Source organism: Streptomyces sp. NPDC007896, from assembly GCF_042959425.1.
Taxonomy (GTDB): Bacteria; Actinomycetota; Actinomycetes; order Streptomycetales; family Streptomycetaceae; genus Streptomyces.
Window position 1 is genome coordinate 126,481 of sequence record NZ_JBIBKX010000015.1, and the last position, 18,702, is coordinate 145,182.

General features: G+C 71.3%; 15 protein-coding genes and 1 pseudogene. 7 read left to right on the top strand and 9 right to left on the bottom strand.

The features are described from left to right. Positions 1-122: 122 nt before the first annotated feature. Positions 123-1,478, bottom strand: a complete 1,356-nt coding sequence (locus ACFZDJ_RS38825; protein ID WP_390931501.1) for a M20/M25/M40 family metallo-hydrolase — start codon at positions 1,476-1,478, stop codon at positions 123-125. A gap of 184 nt (positions 1,479-1,662) precedes the next feature. On the opposite strand from ACFZDJ_RS38825, the gene ACFZDJ_RS38830 reads away from it, so the two are divergent. Then, entirely contained in the window at positions 1,663-2,919 is a 1,257-nt protein-coding gene (locus tag ACFZDJ_RS38830) for a geranylgeranyl reductase family protein (RefSeq protein WP_390931503.1), read from the top strand. Positions 2,920-3,063: 144 nt separating this feature from the next. Here ACFZDJ_RS38830 and ACFZDJ_RS38835 read toward each other — a convergent pair whose 3' ends face one another. Further along, a complete protein-coding gene (locus tag ACFZDJ_RS38835) occupies positions 3,064-3,513 on the bottom strand; it encodes a nitroreductase family deazaflavin-dependent oxidoreductase (protein ID WP_391066157.1) in 450 nt (149 codons plus the stop codon). A gap of 186 nt (positions 3,514-3,699) precedes the next feature. On the opposite strand from ACFZDJ_RS38835, the gene ACFZDJ_RS38840 reads away from it, so the two are divergent. From ACFZDJ_RS38840 to ACFZDJ_RS38850, 3 genes are all read left to right on the top strand, one after another. Beyond that, positions 3,700-4,437, top strand: coding sequence for a TetR/AcrR family transcriptional regulator (locus ACFZDJ_RS38840; RefSeq protein ID WP_384919455.1), 738 nt, complete (start codon positions 3,700-3,702; stop codon positions 4,435-4,437). 113 nt (positions 4,438-4,550) lie between these two features. Beyond that, positions 4,551-5,822, top strand: a complete 1,272-nt coding sequence (locus ACFZDJ_RS38845) for a histidine kinase (RefSeq protein ID WP_391066160.1) — start codon at positions 4,551-4,553, stop codon at positions 5,820-5,822. Between the two features lie 100 nt (positions 5,823-5,922). Next, positions 5,923-6,588 (top strand): response regulator transcription factor, encoded by a 666-nt coding sequence (locus tag ACFZDJ_RS38850; protein WP_168506376.1) that lies wholly within the window; start codon positions 5,923-5,925, stop codon positions 6,586-6,588. On the opposite strand, the gene ACFZDJ_RS38855 is transcribed toward ACFZDJ_RS38850, so the two are convergent. Next, on the bottom strand, positions 6,549-6,827 hold the full coding sequence (locus tag ACFZDJ_RS38855; RefSeq protein ID WP_101407540.1) for a DUF6332 family protein: 279 nt from the start codon (positions 6,825-6,827) through the stop codon (positions 6,549-6,551). The genes ACFZDJ_RS38850 and ACFZDJ_RS38855 overlap by 40 nt on opposite strands. Before the next feature lie 123 nt (positions 6,828-6,950). Next, positions 6,951-8,474 carry an MFS transporter gene (locus ACFZDJ_RS38860; RefSeq protein WP_390931511.1) on the bottom strand — a complete coding sequence of 508 codons (1,524 nt, stop codon included), beginning with the start codon at positions 8,472-8,474 and terminating at the stop codon, positions 6,951-6,953. Between the two features lie 85 nt (positions 8,475-8,559). Between ACFZDJ_RS38860 and ACFZDJ_RS38865 the strand changes: the two genes are divergently transcribed. Next, positions 8,560-8,970, top strand: coding sequence for a MarR family transcriptional regulator (locus ACFZDJ_RS38865; protein ID WP_390931513.1), 411 nt, complete (start codon positions 8,560-8,562; stop codon positions 8,968-8,970). A 111-nt stretch (positions 8,971-9,081) separates the two neighbouring features. Here ACFZDJ_RS38865 and ACFZDJ_RS38870 read toward each other — a convergent pair whose 3' ends face one another. Continuing rightward, complete coding sequence (locus ACFZDJ_RS38870; protein ID WP_391066163.1) at positions 9,082-9,825, bottom strand: maleylpyruvate isomerase family mycothiol-dependent enzyme; 744 nt, start codon at positions 9,823-9,825, stop codon at positions 9,082-9,084. A gap of 368 nt (positions 9,826-10,193) precedes the next feature. Beyond that, on the bottom strand, positions 10,194-11,390 hold the full coding sequence (locus ACFZDJ_RS38875) for an MFS transporter (RefSeq protein ID WP_391066166.1): 1,197 nt from the start codon (positions 11,388-11,390) through the stop codon (positions 10,194-10,196). Between the two features lie 497 nt (positions 11,391-11,887). Between ACFZDJ_RS38875 and ACFZDJ_RS38880 the strand changes: the two genes are divergently transcribed. Together ACFZDJ_RS38880 and ACFZDJ_RS38885 are read left to right on the top strand one after the other, a co-directional pair. Then, complete coding sequence (locus ACFZDJ_RS38880; protein WP_168506366.1) at positions 11,888-13,003, top strand: GNAT family N-acetyltransferase; 1,116 nt, start codon at positions 11,888-11,890, stop codon at positions 13,001-13,003. A gap of 251 nt (positions 13,004-13,254) precedes the next feature. Then, complete coding sequence (locus ACFZDJ_RS38885; protein WP_391066169.1) at positions 13,255-14,559, top strand: chloride channel protein; 1,305 nt, start codon at positions 13,255-13,257, stop codon at positions 14,557-14,559. Here the strand turns inward: ACFZDJ_RS38885 and ACFZDJ_RS38890 are convergent. From ACFZDJ_RS38890 to ACFZDJ_RS38900, 3 genes and pseudogenes are all read right to left on the bottom strand, one after another. After that, positions 14,510-16,342: a glycoside hydrolase family 15 protein gene (locus tag ACFZDJ_RS38890; protein ID WP_391066173.1), complete on the bottom strand. Its 1,833-nt coding sequence runs from the start codon at positions 16,340-16,342 to the stop codon at positions 14,510-14,512. The two genes, ACFZDJ_RS38885 and ACFZDJ_RS38890, sit on opposite strands and share 50 nt — an antisense overlap. A 22-nt stretch (positions 16,343-16,364) precedes the next feature. After that, positions 16,365-16,877, bottom strand: a pseudogene (locus tag ACFZDJ_RS38895) (DUF2252 family protein); the annotation flags it as partial. 206 nt (positions 16,878-17,083) lie between these two features. Further along, positions 17,084-18,676 (bottom strand): GMC oxidoreductase, encoded by a 1,593-nt coding sequence (locus ACFZDJ_RS38900; RefSeq protein ID WP_391066176.1) that lies wholly within the window; start codon positions 18,674-18,676, stop codon positions 17,084-17,086. Between the last annotated feature and the right edge of the window lie 26 nt (positions 18,677-18,702).

Genomic DNA, 18,702 nt, shown 5'->3' on the forward strand with positions numbered 1-18,702 from the left:
TAACGCGCCGGTCGCTTCAGGGCCGTTCACCGGGCCGAGCTACCGCCCCGGCGCGCGGAGAGGGCCCATGCCGTGTGGCGAGGACCCTCTCCGCTCGTGCGCTCGTGCTCGTGGCCGGGTGGTCAGCTCGCCGCGTACTTCTGGAGGAACAGGGCCTCCGTGACCGAGAGACGCTCCAACTCGTCGGGGGAGACGCTCTCGTTCACGGCGTGGATCTGCGCCTTCGGCTCGCTCAGGCCGATGAGGAGGATCTCCGCGTCCGGGTAGAGCGAGGCGAGGGTGTTGCACAGCGGGATGGAGCCGCCCTGGCCCGCGGACTGCATCTCCTCGCCCGGGTAGGCGACCGCCATCGCCTCGGCCATCGCCGTGTACGCCGGGCTGGAGGTGTCGGCACGGAACGGCTGGCCCTGGCCGATCTGCTCGCTGCTCACCCGCGCGCCCCACGGCGTGTGCGCCTCCAGATGGGCCTGCAGGAGCTTGGAGGCCTCGGCCGCGTCGACGCCCGGCGGCACCCGCAGGCTCACCAGCGCCCGCGCGCCCGCCTGCACGGACGGGGTGGCGCCGACGACCGGCGGGCAGTCGATGCCGAGCACGGTGACGGCCGGACGCGCCCAGATGCGGTCGGCGACCGTGCCCGAACCGGTCAGCTCGACCCCGTCCAGCACCTTGGCGTCCTTGCGGAACGCCTCCTCCTCGTACTGCAGCCCCTCCCAGCGCGCGTCCCCGGTCAGCCCGTCGATCGTCGTCGAACCGTCCTCGGCGCGCAGCGAGTCCAGTACGCGGATCAGCGCGCCCAGCGCGTCGGGCGCCGCCCCGCCGAACTGGCCCGAGTGCAGGTTGCCTTCCAGCGTGTCGATCTGAACGCGTACGAGCGTCATCCCGCGCAGGGTCGAGGTGACCGTCGGCAGACCCAGCCGGAAGTTGCCGACGTCGCCGATGACGATGGTGTCGGCGGTCAGCAACTCCGGGTGCTCCTCGGCGTACCGCTCCAGACCGCCCGTACCCTGCTCCTCCGAACCCTCGACGATCACCTTGACGCCCACCGGAACGCCACCGTTCGCCTTCAGTGCGCGCAGCGCGAGCAGGTGCATGATGAACCCGCCCTTGCAGTCGGCGGCGCCGCGCCCGTACCAGCGGCCGTCGCGCTCCGTCAGCTCGAACGGCGGGGTCGTCCAGGCCGCCTCGTCCAGCGGCGGCTGCACGTCGTAGTGCGCGTACAGCAACACGGTCTTGGCGCCCTCGGGCCCGGGCAGGAAGCCGTAGACCGACTGTGTGCCGTCGGGGGTGTCCAGCAGCGCCACGTCCTGGAAGCCCTCGGCGCGCAGCGCGTCGGCGACCCAGTTCGCGGCGCCCTCGCTCTCACTCCTGGGGAACTGGTCGAAGTCCGCCACCGACTTGAAGGCCACCAGCTCGGTGAGCTCCGCCTGCGCCCTGGGCATGAGCGAGGTGACGGTCTCGGCGACCGGATTCGACGACATGGGCACGCTCCTTGTAGGTGCGACGTTGTACTTCTGTGTACAAGTGATCGGGTGGTGCGTACGCGCGTCCTGGTGTGCAGGGCGCATACGCCCCCGATCCTCCCACAGTGGCCTGCGGCGATGCCCGCCGTAGGATGCTCGGGACAGGTGCGGCAGACGGCTGGACTGGGAGCAGTAGACCATCGTGAGCAGCGAGAACTCTTCGGCGGACGACGAACAGCGGGTGTGGGACGTCGTCGTGGTCGGCGCGGGGCCGGCGGGCGCCTCGGCCGCCTATGCGGCAGCGGTCGCGGGACGCAGCGTCCTGCTGCTGGAGAAGGCGGAGCTGCCCCGCTACAAGACGTGTGGGGGCGGCATCATCGGCCCCTCGCGCGACGCCCTGCCACCCGGCTTCGAGCTACCGTTCCAGGACCGGGTGCACGCGGTCACGTTCTCGCTCGACGGCAAGTTCACCCGCACCCGGCGCTCCAAGCAGATGCTGTTCGGGCTCATCAACCGGCCCGAGTTCGACCAGCAGCTCGTCGAGCACGCCCAGAAGGCGGGCGCCGAGCTGCGTACGGGCGTCACGGTCTCGCGGGTCGAACAGCACGGGTCCGCCGTGCCCGACCGGCGCACCGTCGCCGTCGTCCTCCAGGGCGGCGAGACCGTGCTGGCGCGGGCGGTGGTCGGCGCGGACGGCAGCGCCAGCCGCATAGGGGCGCACGTCGGGGTCAAGCTCGACCAGGTCGACCTCGGCCTGGAGGCGGAGATCCCGGTGCCGGAGACCGTCGCCGAGGACTGGCAGGGACGGGTCCTGATCGACTGGGGCCCCATGCCGGGCAGTTACGGCTGGGTGTTCCCCAAGGGGGACACGCTCACCGTCGGCGTGATCTCCGCGCGCGGCGAAGGCGCCGCCACCAAGCGGTACTTGGAGGACTTCATCGCCCGGCTCGGACTCGCCGGCTTCGAGCCGAGCATCTCCTCCGGGCACCTGACGCGCTGCCGCGCCGACGACTCCCCGCTGTCGCGAGGGCGCGTGCTGGTCTGCGGCGACGCGGCGGGGCTGCTCGAACCCTGGACCCGTGAGGGCATCTCCTTCGCGCTGCGCTCCGGGCGGCTCGCGGGGGAGTGGGCGGTACGGGTCGCCGAGGCGCACGACGCGGTGGACACCCGGCGCCAAGCGCTCAACTACGCCTTCGCCATCAAGGCGGGCCTCGGCGTCGAGATGGCCGTCGGCAAGAGCATGCTCGCGGCCTTCGAGCGCCGGCCGGGCATGCTCCACGCGGCGATCACCAGCTTCCGGCCCGCCTGGAAGGCGTTCGCCGGGATCACCCGCGGTTCGACCACGCTGGGCGAGATGGTGCGCTCCCACCCGATGGCCGGGCGTGCCCTGTCCGCGCTCGACCGGCGATCGGCCGCCGTCGCACCGACGGCCGCCGAGGGCACTCCGACCACGGAGTGACCGTCGGCCGCGGAGCCGTGCCGGTGCCGGTGTAGGTGTCCGTGAACTGATCGGTGGTCGGTGGTCGCGGAGCCGTGTCCGTGCGGTGACCGTGACCGTGGAGTGGCCGGTGGCTGACGGGGGTGCCCGTCGGCTCCTGGCCGGTCAGCTCGTGACCGTGATCCGGAAGACCGGGTGGTCGGGGGCGATGCGCCGCAGCTCCTCGGGGGACGAGTCGGGGCCGACGCCACCGAAGAAGACACCGACCTCCGCCATCCAGCGCTTGAGGTAGGCACGCAGCAGCGGAACCTTGTCGTCGTCGCCGACCTCGGTTGCGGTGAACGTGTCCACCTTCTTGCCGAGGCGCAGCTCGCCACCGCCCGCGGCCCGCATGTTGTGCGTCCACTGGACGTGGCCACGCGGGGCGACCAAGTACTGCTGCCCGTCCACGGTGAGCAGATTGACCGGGGTGGTGCGCCACTCGCCGCTCTTGCGGCCGCGGACGGCCAGGACCCGGGAGCCCCAGATGCTGAGACCGCGGCGGGTGATGAACGCGACACAGCGGTTGAAGACGTTGACGGTGAACCAGCCGGGCTTCTGGACGTGCGTGGACATGATGACCCCCATCGGTTGCGAGAGCGCCGCTCTCTGAGTGGGAGCGCCGCTCTCTTTTGTGAGCACTGCTCTCGCTTGAGAGCAGTCTGCATGAGATCGGTGATCCAAAGCAAGAGCGGTGCTCTCATTCGTGTGCGCCGCTCTCGTTTGTGTGCACTGCTCTGAAAACGTGGCACACTTTCCCGCATGAGTACCGCACGCGGAGCACGCGCCCGAGCCAGGATCGAGGTCACCGCGGCCATCAAGGACGAGGCGCGCAGACAGCTTGCCGCGGAGGGCGCGGCCAAGCTCTCGCTCAGAGCCGTCGCCCGCGAGCTCGGCATGGTCTCCTCCGCGCTCTACCGCTACTTCCCCAGCCGCGACGACCTGCTGACCGCGCTCATCATCGACGCCTACGACTCCCTCGGCGAGAGCGCGGAGGCGGCGCACGCGCAGGTCTCGGGCGCCGGGCCGCGCGAGCGCTGGATCGCGGTGTGCGTGGCGGCGCGCCGCTGGGCCCTGGCGCAGCCGCACGAGTACGCGCTCATCTACGGTTCGCCCGTGCCCGGTTACGCCGCGCCGGACACGACCATCCCGGCGGCCTCCCGCGTGGGGCTGCTGCTGGTCGGCATCGTGCGTGACGCCTATCGGGGCAAGGGGGTGGCCCGCACCCCGCTGTCGCCCGAGCTGAAGGCCGAGGCGCAGCGGATGGCCGCCGACCTCGCCCCCGACCTGCCGCCCGAGGCGGTGGCGGGGCTCGTCGCCGCCTGGGCCCAGCTCTTCGGGCTGATCGGGTTCGAACTCTTCGGCCAGTTCAACCGGCTCGTGGAGGACCGTGAGCCGTTCTTCCGGCACGCGGTGGACCAACTCGCCCACGGCGTGGGCCTGGTGTACCCCGAGCCGACCGGGACCCCGGGCAAGAGGAACGGCGCGGCCGGCCCCTGACGGCGACCGGGTGGTACTCAGTGGAGAGACCGGGTGGTACTCCGTGGGGAGTACGCGTGATCACCTCGTCCGGCTGACGCCCCCGGCGGCCCGTGCCGTCTAGCGTGACCGTCATGGAAGAGCAGCGAATCCCCAGGTCCCCGGTGTGGGGCGGGGTACCGCCATGGTGGCGGCACGGGCCGCCGGGGTGGCACCGATGGAGCGACGAGGCCGACGGCGGGCACGGCGGCCACGGTGGCCGCGGTGACCGGTGGCCGTGGCGTTCCACTCTGCTGCTGACCGTCTTCGTGCTGGGCGGCTCCCAGTTCGCGGCGCACGTCCAGGACGGCGAACGCACCCCCCTGGACCTCTTCGCGAGGGCGCTGCTGATCCTCGGCACCGGCCTGCTGCTGTGGCGGCAGCGGTACCCGGTGTTCGTCGCCTTCGGCACGGCCGCGGCGGCGCTGGTCTATCTGGGCGCCGGATATCCGTACGGGCCCGTCTTCGTCACCGTGGCCGTCGGCTGCTTCGCCGCGGTCGTCGCGGGGCACCGCTGGGCCGCCTGGACGGCCGTCGGCATGCTGTGGGTCGGCCATCTGCTGGTGGGGCACTGGCTCTACCGCCGGCTCCCGCCCGCGGGGGACCGGGCCGGCTCCTGGAACCAGGAACTCGGCTTCATCACATGGGGTGTGGTGATCTTGGTGGCGTCGGAGCTGGCCCGGATACGCCGTGAGCAGTGGGCCCGCGACCGCGCCGAACGCGCGCGGGCCGCCGCCCGGCGCGCCGACGAGGAGCGGTTGCGGATCGCCCGTGAACTGCACGACGTCCTCGCCCACAGCATCTCCGTGATCAACGTCCAGGCGGGCGTCGGCCTCGCGCTTCTCGACTCCGACCCGGAACAGGCGCGTACGGCGCTCACGACCATCAAGGAGGCCAGCAAGGAGGCGCTCGGCGAGGTCCGCCAGGTGCTCGACACGCTCCGTACGCCGGGGGAGGCGCCGCGCGCGCCGGCGCCGGGGCTCGACCGGCTCCCCGAGCTCGTCGAACAGGCGGCGAGCGCGGGTCTGACGGTCGAGATCGAGAAACCCGGCGGCGTTCCGAAGCTTCCGCCGGGTACCGACCTCGCCGCGTTCCGTATCGTCCAGGAGGCGCTCACCAATGTCGTACGGCACTCGGGGTCGCGGCACGCGCGCGTGCGGCTCGAATCCGCGCAGGGCACGCTGCGGCTGCGGATCGACGACGACGGGCCCGCGACCGGCACCGACGCGGGCGGCAGCGGCAATGGGCTGGCCGGCATGCGGGAGCGGGCCGTCGCCCTCGGTGGCACGATCGAGTCGGGCCCGCGCGACGACGGAGGCTTCCGGGTGCTGGCCGTGCTCCCGCTGAGGGTCGAGGAGGACCGGTGAACGGTGAAGGCGAGCCGGTGAACGGTGAAGGAGAGCCGGGAACGGCGCAGGGGGAGTGGTGGTCGGTGAAGGGGGACCAGTGGTCGGCGAAGGAGGACCGGTGATCCGCGTCCTGCTCGCCGACGACCAGTCACTGGTCAGGGCGGGCTTCAAGGCACTGCTCGACGCACAGCCGGACCTTGAGGTGGCCGGTGAGGCGGCGGACGGCGAGGAGGCGGTGCGCAAGGTGCGCGAACTGCGCCCCGACGTCGTCCTGATGGACATCCGCATGCCGCTGCTCGACGGCCTCGCCGCGACCCGCCGTCTCACCGACGACCCGGACCTGAAGGACGTGAAGGTGGTCATGCTCACCACCTTCGAGCTCGACGAGTACGTCTTCGAGGCGATCCGCTCCGGTGCCTCCGGCTTCCTCGTCAAGGACACCGAGCCGGACGAACTCCTGCGCGCGGTAAGGGCGGTGGTCGGCGGCGACGCACTGCTGTCACCGGGCGTGACGCGCCGTCTGATCGCGGAGTTCGCGGCCCGCTCCAAGGAGCCCGCGGCCGCGGAGTCGCTCGTCCGGCTCACCGAGCGGGAGCGGGAGGTGATGGCGCTGGTCGGCATCGGACTGTCCAACGACGAGATCGCGCGGCGTCTGGTCGTCAGCCCGCTCACGGCCAAGACCCATGTCAGCCGGACCATGGTGAAGCTCGGCGCCCGTGACCGGGCTCAACTGGTGGTGCTGGCCTATGAGTCGGGGTTGGTACGGCCGGGGTGGCTCGGGTGAGTGCCGGCCGCGCGGCCGAAGCGGACGAGCACCGTGACCACGCGTACCGCGAAGAGCGCGGTGGCCAGCAGTACCCCCGCGGTGATCAGCACCTTCTCGACGGGGAGCGGGAGATGGAAGAGCAGCGCGGGGCCGGATACGGCGCCGAGCGCCAGGCCCGCCGCGAAGGTCGCGCTGAGGAGCGCGTACCCGATCTCGACCGTCATCGCGTCCCGCTGCTCCTGCGTGCGTCTCCCCATGGTGCGAGTCTGTCACGACGGCGTGCCCGGCGGGCAAGGGGCTGCCTGCCGGGCGCGTCGGGTCGAGGTGTCGGGTCGAAGTAGCGGGCCTACGCGGTGAGTTGAGGCCACCGGCGAACCGGATCAGTCGCTGATCGCCACCCGCTCCTCGGCGTCGTCCCGTACGAAGTCCTCCCGTACAGAGTCCTCCCGTACGGAGTCCTTCTCCGCGGACCGTGCGACCACGACGGTCTGCCTCGGTTGCCGGGTCCGCAGCCCCGGCAGCGTGATCAGCAGCCCCGCCACGGCGATCCCCGTCACCACGATCAGACCGGGCCGGTAGCTGTCGAGGACGGCCTGCGGCGAGGAACCCGCCGAGGAGTTCGCGGTCACGACGGCTGTCACCACGGCCAGGAACAGGGCGCCGCCCACCTGGACGGAGGTGTTGAGCAGACCTGAGACCATGCCCTGCTCGTGGTCGTCGACACCGTTGGTGGCCTGGATGTTGAGCGAGGGGAAGATCAGCGCGCAGGCCGCGCCGATCAGCAGCATGGTCGGCAGGATCACGGCCGCGTACACCGGGTCGAGGCTGATGCGCAGGAACAGCGCGTAGCCGACGACCATCAGCACGAAGCCGACCGCGATGAGCCGCGGGGTTCCGAAGCGGTCGACGACGGCGCCGACCTTCGTGGAGGAGAGCGCGACCAGCGCCCCGGCGGGCAGGAAGGCGAGCGCGGTGTGGAGGGCCGACCAGCCGAGCAGCGACTGCATGTACAGCGTCACCAGGAACTGGAATCCGACATACGAGCCGAAGAACGCCATCGCGCCGAGCTGGGCGCGGATCTGACTGCCGGAGCGGAGCACGCCGAGCCGGATCAGCGGCCCCGCCGAGCGCCGCTCGACACGGACGAAGACGGTGAGCAGGACGGCCACGGCGAGGAAGGACAGGAGGGTACGGGTCGAGGCCCAGCCGACCTCGGGGGCCTGGACGACGGTGAACACCAGCAGCAGCATCGACGCCGTGCCGAGGACGGCGCCGGGGATGTCGTAGCCGTTGTGGTCCTTTTCGCGTTCGCTGCGCGGAAGGAGCTTGAGGCCGACGAGCAGGGCGAGCAGCGCGATGGGCGCGGGCAGCAGCATGGTCAGGCGCCAACTGGCCTCGGTGAGCAGGCCGGACAGCACGAGGCCCATCGAGAAGCCGGTGGCCGCGCAGGTGGTGTAGATCGACAGGGCGCGGTTGCGCAGGGGGCCCTCGGCGAAGGTCGTGGTGATGATCGACAGGCCCGCCGGGGCGGTGAACGCCGCGCTCAGGCCCTTGATGAAGCGGCTGGCGATCAGCAGCGGGCCCGAGTCGACGAGCCCGCCGAGCAGCGAGGCGAGCGCGAAGACGCCCAGGGCCACCAGGAAGACCTGGCGGCGGCCCAGCAGGTCGGCGGTGCGGCCGCCGAGGAGGAGCAGTCCGCCGTAGCCCAGGATGTAGCCGCTGACGATCCATTGCAGCGTCGAGGTGGAGAGGTCCAGTTCGGAGCCGATGGACGGCAGGGCGACGCCGACCATCGACACGTCGAGCGCGTCCAGGAACATCGCGGCGCAGAGCACCAGCAGGGTGCCCCACAGCCGCGGGGTCCAGCGTCCCTCGGTGGTGGGGGTGGTGAGCGGAGAGGTCATGCGGGAGACAGTACATGCGCATGCATCGAATGCAAATGCATTTAATTCCGATGCAACAAACTCGATTCTTTGCTACGGTGCGACCATGGCGGCGAAGAAGGCCGAGCAGGTGCTCGTGGACCAGTGGCGTGACATCCTCGCGGTGCATGCGCGCACCCTGTGCGAGCTCGACCGCGAGCTGCACCGACACGGCCTGGGCGCAAGCGACTTCGAGGTGCTGGACGTGCTGGCCGGGGGCGCCGCGTCCGGCGGTGACCGCTCCTACCGCGTTCAGGAGATCTCCGACCGCGTCCATCTGAGCCAGAGCGCCCTGTCCCGGCTGATCGCCCGCCTGGAGAAGGACGGTCTCGTGACGCGCGGCATGTGCCCGGAGGACCGGCGCGGGGTGTCCGTCTGCCTCACCCCGAAGGGGCGAACGCTCCATGGCGAGGTGCTGCCGGTGCAGCGGGCGGTGCTGACGCGGATGCTGGCGGGCGGGACGGCCACCGGCGACTGACATCGCAGCCCGCAGCCCGCAGCCCGCAGTCCGCAGCCCGAGGAACGCGGAACGGAACGCAGACTGCGGAACGCCACCGAACGCGGCCCGAACCGGTCGGTCCCGGATGCCTCAGCCCCAGGTGATGCCGGACTTCTCCCGCCACAGCGCGGCGAGCGAGGCGTCACCGGTCATGTCCGGGAACGGCAGCCGGTTCCACAGCGCCAGATAGAGCCCCGCCGCGGGCCCCGCCATCTCGCAGTCGACGTCCCCGCCGGCCCCCGCGCCCCACTCGCTGACCGGCGGCTCGGGCGACAGCCGTACGGTCCACACCGCGTCCACGTCGGTGGCGCGCACCCGCAGCACACGGGGTGTCGGGGTGCGCACCTCGCTCCTGGGGCGTCCGTGGAAGCCGCGCAGCAACTCGTCGATCCCGTCCACCGCGAAGCCCCGAGTCACCGTGCCCGGCGTCTCGCCGAGCGCCGACTGCGCGTCGACCCGGTGCACGGTCGTCTCGTGCGCCTGCCGCCGCGCCCAGAAGGCGAGTGGCGAGGGTGCGGGCAGAAAGCTCCAGCAGGCCAGGTCGGGCGGAGCGGCCGCGAGCGTGTCGACCAGGCGGCGGTGGCCGTCCCTGAACCAGGCCAGCAGTTCGGCGGCGTCCAGCTCGGGCAGGCCGCCGTCCGGGTGATACGCGGCGTACCTCTCGGCGACGAACGCCGTCGCCCACCGGTGCACCATGCCCGTATGCCGCACCAGATCCCGCACCTGCCACCCCGGGCAGGTCGCCACCTTGGCATCGGGCCCCGCCCGCTCGGCCGCCGCGGCGAGCGACCGGCCCTCCTGGTCCAGGGTCTCCACGAACTCCGGAATCTCCATGCGGCGAGTGTGCCGGACGGGGTGGGCTCCGGGGGCCGCGGACGCGTATCGCGTCACATCGCGGCCCGTCATCCCGCCGGCGGCGGGAAATGAGAAGCCCCGGCTGGACGGGGGAGACCAGCCGGGGCGGCATGTGGTGGCCGAGGAGGGCGGTCGCCTCGCGGCGGAACGCTCCATGGGGCTTCAGCCGGACGATCGTCCCCATGTGCTGTAGGTGAGACCCGGGGACACTGTCCCCTCCGCAGCCACGTACTGATCAACGGCCGATCCCCCTGGGTTGTTCCCGCCCGATCCCGTCGCCCGCTGTGAGGTGGGGCACGCCCGACTGGTCCGCGGGGACATCCGCCAGGGTCAGAGGCGACGAGTCGTCAGCTCACGGCCGCCCGGCGCGTCCCGAACCCGATGAGCGCGGCCAGCGCCGCCAGTACCGTCACGCTGGTGAGGGCGATGGGCAGCGAGAACCAGTCGGCCATGAACCCGATCGCGGGCGGTCCCAGGAGCATGCCGCCGTAGCCGAGCGTCGAGGCGATGGCGACACCGCCGGGGCCGGCGAGGGAGCCCGCGCGTTCGACGGCGACGGGGAAGATGTTGGCGAGTCCGAGCCCTGTGATCGCGAAGCCGAGCAGGGCCGCCCACACGGAGGGGGCGAGCGCGCCGAGCAGCATGCCGGTGGCGGCAGTGGCGCCGCCGCCCACCAGCGTCCGTGTGCGGCCCAGCCGTTCCAGCAGCGTCGTACCGCCGGCCCGGCCGATGGTCATGGCGAGCGCGAAGCAGGAGTAGCCGGCGGCCGCGACACCCGGGTGGGCCCGCAGGTCCTGTTCCAGGTGGAGGGCTCCCCAGTCGGCCAGGGCACCCTCGCCGTACGCGGTGCACAGGGCGATCAGGCCGAAGACGAACACCAGCCCTCGGGTGCGCGCGTCGAGGCGACGCGGGGCGCGCTCCTCGTGCGACTGTCCGCGCTCCGGGGGCGCCGGAGGCTCGTGGCTCAGCAGGGTGCGTCCGGCGAGGGCGGTCACCAGCAGGCCGATCACGGTGAGCGCGAGCAGGTGCCGGGTGGGGGACAGGGAACCCGCCACCAGTGCGCCGAGCCCCGCGCCGATCATGCCGCCCAGGCTGAACGCCGCGTGGAAACTCGGCATGACCGGCCGCCGCAGCGCGGCCACCAGATCGACGGCGGCACTGTTCATGGCGACGTTGATACCGCCGTACGCCGCTCCGAACACCAGCAGTACCAGCCCCAGCGCGACCACCGAGTGCGTCAGCGGGGGCAGGGCCACGCTCAGTGCCAGCAGGATGCCGCAGACAACGGTCACCGGATGGCTGCCGAAGCGGCGGCACAGCCGGCCGGTGAGCGTCATCGTGATCACCGCTCCGGCGGAGACGCCGAGCAACGCGAGTCCCAGGGTGCTCGCCGAGGCGCCGGTCTGCTCCTTGATGGCCGGGATGCGGACGACCCAGCCCGCGAAGACGAAGCCGTCGAGGGCGAAGAAGGCGGTGATGGCGACACGCAGGCGGGTGAGGTCGTCGGGGCCCCGCACGGCACTGCGCGACCGGGATTTGTTCATTAGCGGCACAAAGTCAGCGTAGGTGGCGGGCGGGGGTGGGGCAAGGTGCCTGTCGCGCCGAGCCGGTGATCGCGGCGGGATCACGGTGTTCCGCTGGGGCGACGAGGCCTGCGCCGGGGTGCGGCGCGTGGTGTCGCTCGGCCGGGCGGGCGGTATGCCACCGGGCCTCTCCCGCGACGGCTTCCACCCCTGCGGCGCCTCATGCGCCGGGTGAACGACGAGTGGATCGGCCTCCCATCCGCGGTGGGGACCGGGGCACCGGACGGCCTGGTGGGGACCGGGCAAGCCAATTCCCACTCTTCCGTTACGACAGACACCCTTGACAGCTTGCGTACTGATTCGCGACGTTTGAGCCTCGCGGAACAGTTCGAGACGCGTCATGGGGGAATGGGGGGCGGTCGGCCGTGCGATCGATGAACAACGATCCTCACGCCTTAGGGGTCCGCGCTGCGAACGAACGTCCCTCGCGGAGCCCGCGGAAGGGCGGTTGATCTGAGGTGGAGATCACGATCCACAGACCGGAGGAACTGAGCGGTTCGCTCCTCCTGGCCTGGCACCGGGTGATGGACGAGTCGCCCGACTACGCCAACCCGTTCCTGGCCCCGGAGTTCGCGGCGGGGATCGACAGGTACCGAGGCGGGGCGCACGTGGCCGTCCTCCACGAGAGAGGGGAGCCCGTCGGCTTCTTCCCGTACGAGCGAAACTCCCTGGGCGTCGGCCGGGCCATCGGCCTCGGTCTCTCCGACTGCCAGGCCCTGGTGCACCGCCCCGGGGTCACCTGGGACACGCAGGAACTGCTGCGGGCCTGCGGGCTGTCCGTCTTCGAGTTCGACCACCTCGTCGAGGAGCAGAAACCCTTCGGCAGACATGTCACCGGGACGTTCGCCTCACCGGTGATAGACCTGAAGGTCGGCGAGGGCACCTACGCCGAGTGGTTGCGCGGCGCCTACCCGGGACTGGCCAAGACGACGCTGAAGAAGGAACGCCGCCTGGGACGCGACCTGGGCGAGATGCGGTTCGTCTACGACGAGCGCGACCCGCGGGTGCTGCGCACGCTCATGCGCTGGAAGTCCGCCCAGTACCGCAGGACGGGACGGATGGACCGGTTCGCGCGGCCCTGGATCGTGGACCTGGTGGACCATCTCTTCCGGGTCCGCGAGGAGCACTTCAACGGCGTGCTGTCCGTGGTGTACGCCGGCGACCGGCCGGTGGCCGCACACTTCGGACCGACCTCGCGCACGCTGTTCGCGGCCTGGTTCACCGCGTACGACCCCGAACTCCGCTACTACTCGCCCGGGTTGATCATGCACCTCCGGATGGCCGAGGCCGCCGGGCGGGAGGGCGTGCGGCTCATGGACCTGGGCCGTGGCGACAAGGAGTGGAAGGACTGGCTCAAGACCCGGGAGCTGCGCGTGGGCGAAGGGTTCGCCACCCGCCCCCACCCGATGGCGACGGCGCACCGGCTCTGGCGCAGGCCGGTGCGGGGCCTGCGCAACACGGTCCTGGCCCATCCCAGGCTGCGCGATCCGGCCGATCGGCTGCTGAAGACGGTCGGCACGCTGCGCACCTCGGGCCGGCCGGACTCCGGTGCGGCGGGCCCCCGCGCCCGCTGAGCCGCCTTCTTCACCGGCGGTCCGGGTGGCCGTGCGGCATCGGTGGCATCGGTGGGCGCGTCCACCCGGAGGGTTTCCGGGTGGTGTCGCGTGGCTCGGAGTGGCGTGGACGGCGTGGTGGGTAGTCTCGCGCTCCGACCGGCGCCACCGCTCCGAGCGGACCCAGGAGAAGACCCATCACCGAGCCGAAGCCCGCACAGGCGGAGCCTGCCCCGGGAGACCTGCCCCGGGAGGCCGACCAGCTGAGGGACATGCTGCGGCAGCCCGCGTACCGGCGGACGTTGCTGTTCTGCGGCCTGATCGGGATCCCGGTGTCGCTGGTCGCGTTCTGGTTCCTCGTCCTGCTGCACGAGTTGGAACACCTGATCTGGGTGGACTGGCCGCACCGTCTCGGGTGGTCGAATCCGTCGTGGTGGTGGCCGTTGCCCCTGGCTCTGGTGTCGGGTGCGCTCGTCGCTCTGGTCGTCCTGCGGTTTCCCGGCAGGGGCGGGCACATTCCGGCGGGGGGCCTGCAGGCCGGAGGCGCGTCGAAGGCCGCCGTTCCCGGCGTGGTTCTCGCCGCGCTGGCCGGCCTGCCGCTGGGAGCCGTGCTCGGGCCCGAGGCGCCCCTGATCGCCCTGGGCGGCGGTCTGGCGCTGATGTTCCGGGATCTCGTACGCGTTCCCGCGACCGAGGCGAACACGGCGTTGTTCGGTGCCGCGGGCGCCGCGTCGGCCATCTCCGTGATCTTCGGAAGTCCGCTGGTGGCGGCCGTGCTCCTGATGGAGGTGTCCGGAGTGGGCGGGCCGCAGTTGTTCGCGGTGATGCTCCCCGTCCTGCTGGCCGGCGGAATCGGCGCCATCGTGTTCACCGGCTTCGGAGACTGGACCGGACTGAAGACCGGGAGCCTGGAGATCGGACTGCCCGCGCCCTCCGTCCTCGACGCCGGGGACGTGGTGTGGTCGGTGCTCATGGCGGTCGTCATCGGGGCGGCCATCCACTGGATCATCACGGGTGGACGGATCGCGGCGCGCCTCGTGGTCGCGCGCCCGATGCGCAACACGGTGCTCTGCGCACTCGGCGCGGCCGTCTGCGCGGCGCTCTACGCGGTCCTCACCGGCCGTTCGCCGTCCGACGTCGCCCTGTCGGGCCAGTCCATCCTGGGGCAGCTCGCCACCGACCCGCACGCCTGGTCGGTCGGCAGCCTCGTGGCGGTCCTGGTGTTCAAGGGCGTCGCGTACGCGCTCTGCCTGGGAAGCCTGCGCGGCGGCCCGGTCTTTCCCGCGCTGTTTCTGGGGGGCGCGATGGGCGCCCTGCTCGCGCCGCTGCCGGGGCTCGGCGTCGTGCCGGGCGTGGCGGCGGGCATGGCGGCCTCGTCCGCCGCCGCGCTCCGGCTGCCGGTCAGCTGTGTGGTGCTCGTCGTGCTGATGGTGGGCAACTCGGGAACGGTGCCGGTGATCGTGCTCGCCGCCGTGGTGTCCTTCGTGACCACCGAACTGCTGCCGCAGGGGCCGGGAGTCCCGGCGTTCAGCGATGGAGCGCGTCGAGCGCCTCGTCCAGCGTCGTCGCGGCCATGATCAGCGAGAGATGGGTGAAGGCCTGTGGGAAGTTGCCGAGTTGCTCCCCGCTGGGGCCGATCTCCTCGGCGAACAGGCCGACGTGGTTCGCGTACGTCTGCATCTTCTCGAAGGCATAGCGGGCCTGGGGAAGGCGCCCCGCGCGGGCGAGGGCGTCGACGTACAGGAAGGTGCACAGACTGAAGGTCCCTTCGGAGCCGCGCAGTCCGTCGGGCGAGGCCCCGGGGTCGTAGCGGTAGACCAGGCTGTCGGAGACGAGTACGCGGTCCATGGCGTCGAGGGTGTTGAGCCAGCCGGGGCTCCGGGGGGCCAGGAATCCGACCCGGGGGACGAGCAGCAGGGAGGCGTCCAGGACGTCGCCGCCGTAGTACTGGACGAGGGCCTGCTCCTTGTCGTTCCAGCCGCGTTCCATGACCTGTTCGAGGATCGCGTCCCGGGCCCGGGTCCAGCGCTCGGTGTCGGCCGGCCTGCTGAACTCGCGCGCCAGCTTCAGGCCGCGGTCGAACGCGGCCCAGCACATCACTCGGCTGTAGGTGAAGTCCTTGCGTCCGCCCCGGGTCTCCCAGATGCCCTCGTCGGGCCGGTCCCAGGAGTCGGCGAGCCAGTCGAGGGTTGCGGCGAGGCTCTTCCAGCCGTGGTAGCCCGCCTGTTCGCCGACCTGGCGGCCCTCGGCCAGGGCGTAGAGGGCCTCGCCGTAGATGTCGAGTTGCAGTTGGCCGGCGGCGGCGTTGCCGGCCCGGACCGGGTAGGAGCCGCGGTAGCCCTCGAAGTGCTCCAGGATCTCCTCCGTCAGATGGGGGTCGCCGTCGACCCGGTACATGATCTGGAGGGGTTCGTCGTCGGGGCCCTCGCGGGCGCCCAGGCGGTCGCCCAGCCAGCGGGTGAAGCGGGTCGCCTCCTCCACGAAGCCGAGGTCGAGCAGGGCCCGCACCGAGAGGGAGCCGTCCCGCACCCAGGTGTACCGGTAGTCCCAGTTGCGCTCGCCGCCGACCTGCTCGGGCAGTCCCATGGTGGCGGCGGCGACCGGGGCGCCCGTGGGGGCGTACGTGAGGAGCTTGAGGGTGATCGCGGAGCGGTGGACCATGTCCGTCCAACGGCCGTGGTAGCGCGAGGTGCGCACCCACTTCTGCCAGAAGTCGATGTTCTCCCAGAGATCTTCGGTGATCCCGTCGACCGTGGGGGGCGGTGGCTCCTCTCCGTCCGGCGCGCAGACGGTGAACACCACGACCGCCGCCTCCCCGGCGTTGAGGGTGATGGCGCCTCGGACGTCCTGCCCGTCCCGTTCGAGCGGGATGCTGCCCTGGAGGTAGGCGGTCGTCCCGGGAGCCCGGAACGTCGCCGTCTCCTGCACCGGTCTGTCGTGCGTCAGGTCGAGTTCGTGGGCGGCCCGCGCGTAGTCGAACCGCGGCCGGCATTCGAGTACGAAGCGCACGGTGCCGCGCACCGAGCGGACGACCCGCACCAGGCTGTGCCGGTCGGTCGCCGTCGGGCCCGGCTGGACCGGCATGTGGTCGACGATCTCGCCGACTCCGTCGGGCGACATGAAGCGGGTCACCACGACGGCGGTGTCCGGGTAGTAGAGCTGTCGCCAGGTGCCTTCGGGGTGTTCGGGCGCGAGGAGGAAGTAGCCGCCGCCGTCGTGGTCGAGCAGCGCGGCGAAGATGCTCGGTGAGTCGAAGCGCGGTGCCGCGAACCAGTCGATCACTCCCTGGGACGAGACCAGAGCCGCGGTCTGAAGGTCCCCGACGAGCCCGTGGTCGGCGATGGGCGGATAGCGATCCATGCTGCTCTCCTTGTCAGGCGTGTCAGGCGGTTTCCGCCTTGACCCGCCCGGAACGGACGGCGTCGACGAGTGCCCGGTGGTCCTGCTCGTTCTGGTCGGCATAGCGCTCGGCGAACGTCACCAGCGCCCGGTCGAAGACCTCGCCGCCGCCCAGGTAGGCGGCGATGGCGATCCGGTCCCCCGACCTCGCGTGCGCGCGGGCCAGCGTGGCACCGCACAGTTCACCGAAGGCCCGCATCCCGTCCGGCACCATCGACTCGGGCTCGGCGATGCCCTTCCAGTCACGCAACTGCCGTACATAGAAGTCCCGTCGGCCGCCGTCGATGCCGTCAGCCCGAGCCCAGCCGAGGAAGATGTCGCTGGTGGCCTGCATGAGCCGCTGACCGTAGACCACGCGCTCGCCCTGCGTCGGGCAGCCACTCGTCCCGGCGAACGGCGCGAGTACCGACTCGTCGGCCTCCTTGGCCTGCAGGAGCAGCGGGTCCTGGTCGTCGCGGCCGAGCAGCAGAACGATCCAGCAGCGGGTGCCCACGGTCATCCTCCCGTAGCGGATCGGTACGAGCTCGGGCAACCGGGTCGCGGACTGCGCCTCGATGACGTCCACGGGGTCGGGCCGCTTCTGAGCGGGAGCGAACTCGGCGTGGCTGGAGCGGGGTACGGCGGCCCGGGCGGCCTTGCCGGTCTTGGCCCGCTCGCGGGGCGTGCGGTGCGGGACGACGCCGTCGGCCGGGTGGCGTGAGGTCATCGCAGTCGGTCCGCGATGCGATCACCGACACGCAGGGCGTTGGCGATGGCCGTCAGCGACGGATTGACCGCTCCGATGCTCGGGAAGAAGCTCGTGTCGACGACGTACAGGTTGTCGAGGTCGTGGGCCTTGCAGTCGACGTCGAGGGCGGAGTCGGCGGGGTCGCGGCCGAAGCGGACGGTGCCCGCCTGATGCGCCGTGGCGCCGATGGGCATGCCCTTGTGCAGGTAGATGCTCCGCGACAGGAGATGGTGTTCGTGCATGCCCAAGTGGCTGAGCATGCCCTGCAGTTTGTGCCGCAGGTGGTTCAGTCCGGCGATGTTGTTCTTCTCGTCCAGGGCCAGGTGGATGCCGCCGTCCCGGTCCAGAGTGACGCGGTTGTCGGGGGTGGGCAGGTCCTCTCCGCACAGCCAGAAGTCGACCGCGTGATGGGCCAGTACCTCGAAGGGCATGTCGGGAGAGACGGCCCCGGCCCAGCGGGGCGCCTCGCCGTGGATCTGTTCGGAGTCGGACTTGCCGAGCATCTGGATGCCGCCGAGGGGATACTCCCAGTCGTCGGATCCCAGGTACCAGTCGTGCAGGGCCAGGGTCTTCTGGAACCTGGTGTCGTTCGGTTCCTTGGACACGGCCATCAGGGCGAGGTTGTTGTGCCGCATGTAGTGCCGGCCCACGACATCCGAGCTGTTGGCCAGCCCCCGCGGATGCCGGTCGTTCGCCGAACGCAACAGCAGGACGGCGGAGTTGACGGCGCCGCAGGCGACGACCACGATGTCCGCGCTGAACTCCACGGTCGAGCCTTCGCCGCCCCCGTCCCCGGCCGTCGCGACGACCGAGGTGACGCTGCGGCCGGTCGCGTCCGTCTCCAGGCGCCGTACGTCCGCGTGGGTGACCATCTCGACGTTGTCGTGTTCCAGGGCGGGGTCGACACAGATCACCTGTGCGTCGGACTTCGCGCCGACCAGGCAGGGGAAGCCGTCGACACGGTCGCAGCGGATGCAGGCGCTGGTGTGCGTGGCCCGGCCCCGGTCGTCCTGGGTGAGGTTCACTCCGATCGGGAGGTGGAAGGGGTGCAGCCCCTGCTTCTCCAGGTCGTGGCTGAGCTGCTGGATGCGCGGCTCGTGCTGGACCGGCGGATACGCGAACTGGGCGCTGGTGGGACCCTCGGTCGGATCCTCGCCGTGCCGGCCGTGCACGAGGTAGAGATGCTCGGCCTGGGTGTAGTACGGCTCCAGTTCCTCGTAGCTCAGTGGCCAGGCGGGGGAGATGCCGTCGTGGTGGCGTAGCTCGCCGAAGTCCTCGGGGCGCAGACGGAAGAGCGCGGCGCCGTAGAACTTGGTGTTGCCGCCCACGTAGTAATTGACCTCGGGCGGGAACTGGTTTCCGTGTTTGTCGAACCAGAATTCCGGCGCGCGGTATTTCCCTTTGACGAAGACGGCGGTGGAATCCCAGTTGTCGCGTTCACGAGGAAGATAGTCCCCGCGTTCGAGAAGGAGGATCCGTTTCCCGGTGGCCGCCAGACGGTGGGCTATCGTGCCACCGCCCGCACCGGTGCCGACAACGATGACGGCGTAGTGCTGTGCGTCGGTCATGCAGGCCACCGTCCCCACTGCCCGCC

Coding starts and splice junctions, on each gene's coding strand:
- ACFZDJ_RS38825 (WP_390931501.1), bottom strand. CDS start 1,478: ATGTCGTCGAATCCGGTCGCCGAGACCGTCACCTCGCTCATGCCCAGG.
- ACFZDJ_RS38835 (WP_391066157.1), bottom strand. CDS start 3,513: ATGTCCACGCACGTCCAGAAGCCCGGCTGGTTCACCGTCAACGTCTTC.
- ACFZDJ_RS38840 (WP_384919455.1), top strand. CDS start 3,700: ATGAGTACCGCACGCGGAGCACGCGCCCGAGCCAGGATCGAGGTCACC.
- ACFZDJ_RS38845 (WP_391066160.1), top strand. CDS start 4,551: ATGGAAGAGCAGCGAATCCCCAGGTCCCCGGTGTGGGGCGGGGTACCG.
- ACFZDJ_RS38855 (WP_101407540.1), bottom strand. CDS start 6,827: ATGGGGAGACGCACGCAGGAGCAGCGGGACGCGATGACGGTCGAGATC.
- ACFZDJ_RS38860 (WP_390931511.1), bottom strand. CDS start 8,474: ATGACCTCTCCGCTCACCACCCCCACCACCGAGGGACGCTGGACCCCG.
- ACFZDJ_RS38865 (WP_390931513.1), top strand. CDS start 8,560: ATGGCGGCGAAGAAGGCCGAGCAGGTGCTCGTGGACCAGTGGCGTGAC.
- ACFZDJ_RS38870 (WP_391066163.1), bottom strand. CDS start 9,825: ATGGAGATTCCGGAGTTCGTGGAGACCCTGGACCAGGAGGGCCGGTCG.
- ACFZDJ_RS38875 (WP_391066166.1), bottom strand. CDS start 11,390: ATGAACAAATCCCGGTCGCGCAGTGCCGTGCGGGGCCCCGACGACCTC.
- ACFZDJ_RS38885 (WP_391066169.1), top strand. CDS start 13,255: ATGCTGCGGCAGCCCGCGTACCGGCGGACGTTGCTGTTCTGCGGCCTG.
- ACFZDJ_RS38890 (WP_391066173.1), bottom strand. CDS start 16,342: ATGGATCGCTATCCGCCCATCGCCGACCACGGGCTCGTCGGGGACCTT.
- ACFZDJ_RS38900 (WP_391066176.1), bottom strand. CDS start 18,676: ATGACCGACGCACAGCACTACGCCGTCATCGTTGTCGGCACCGGTGCG.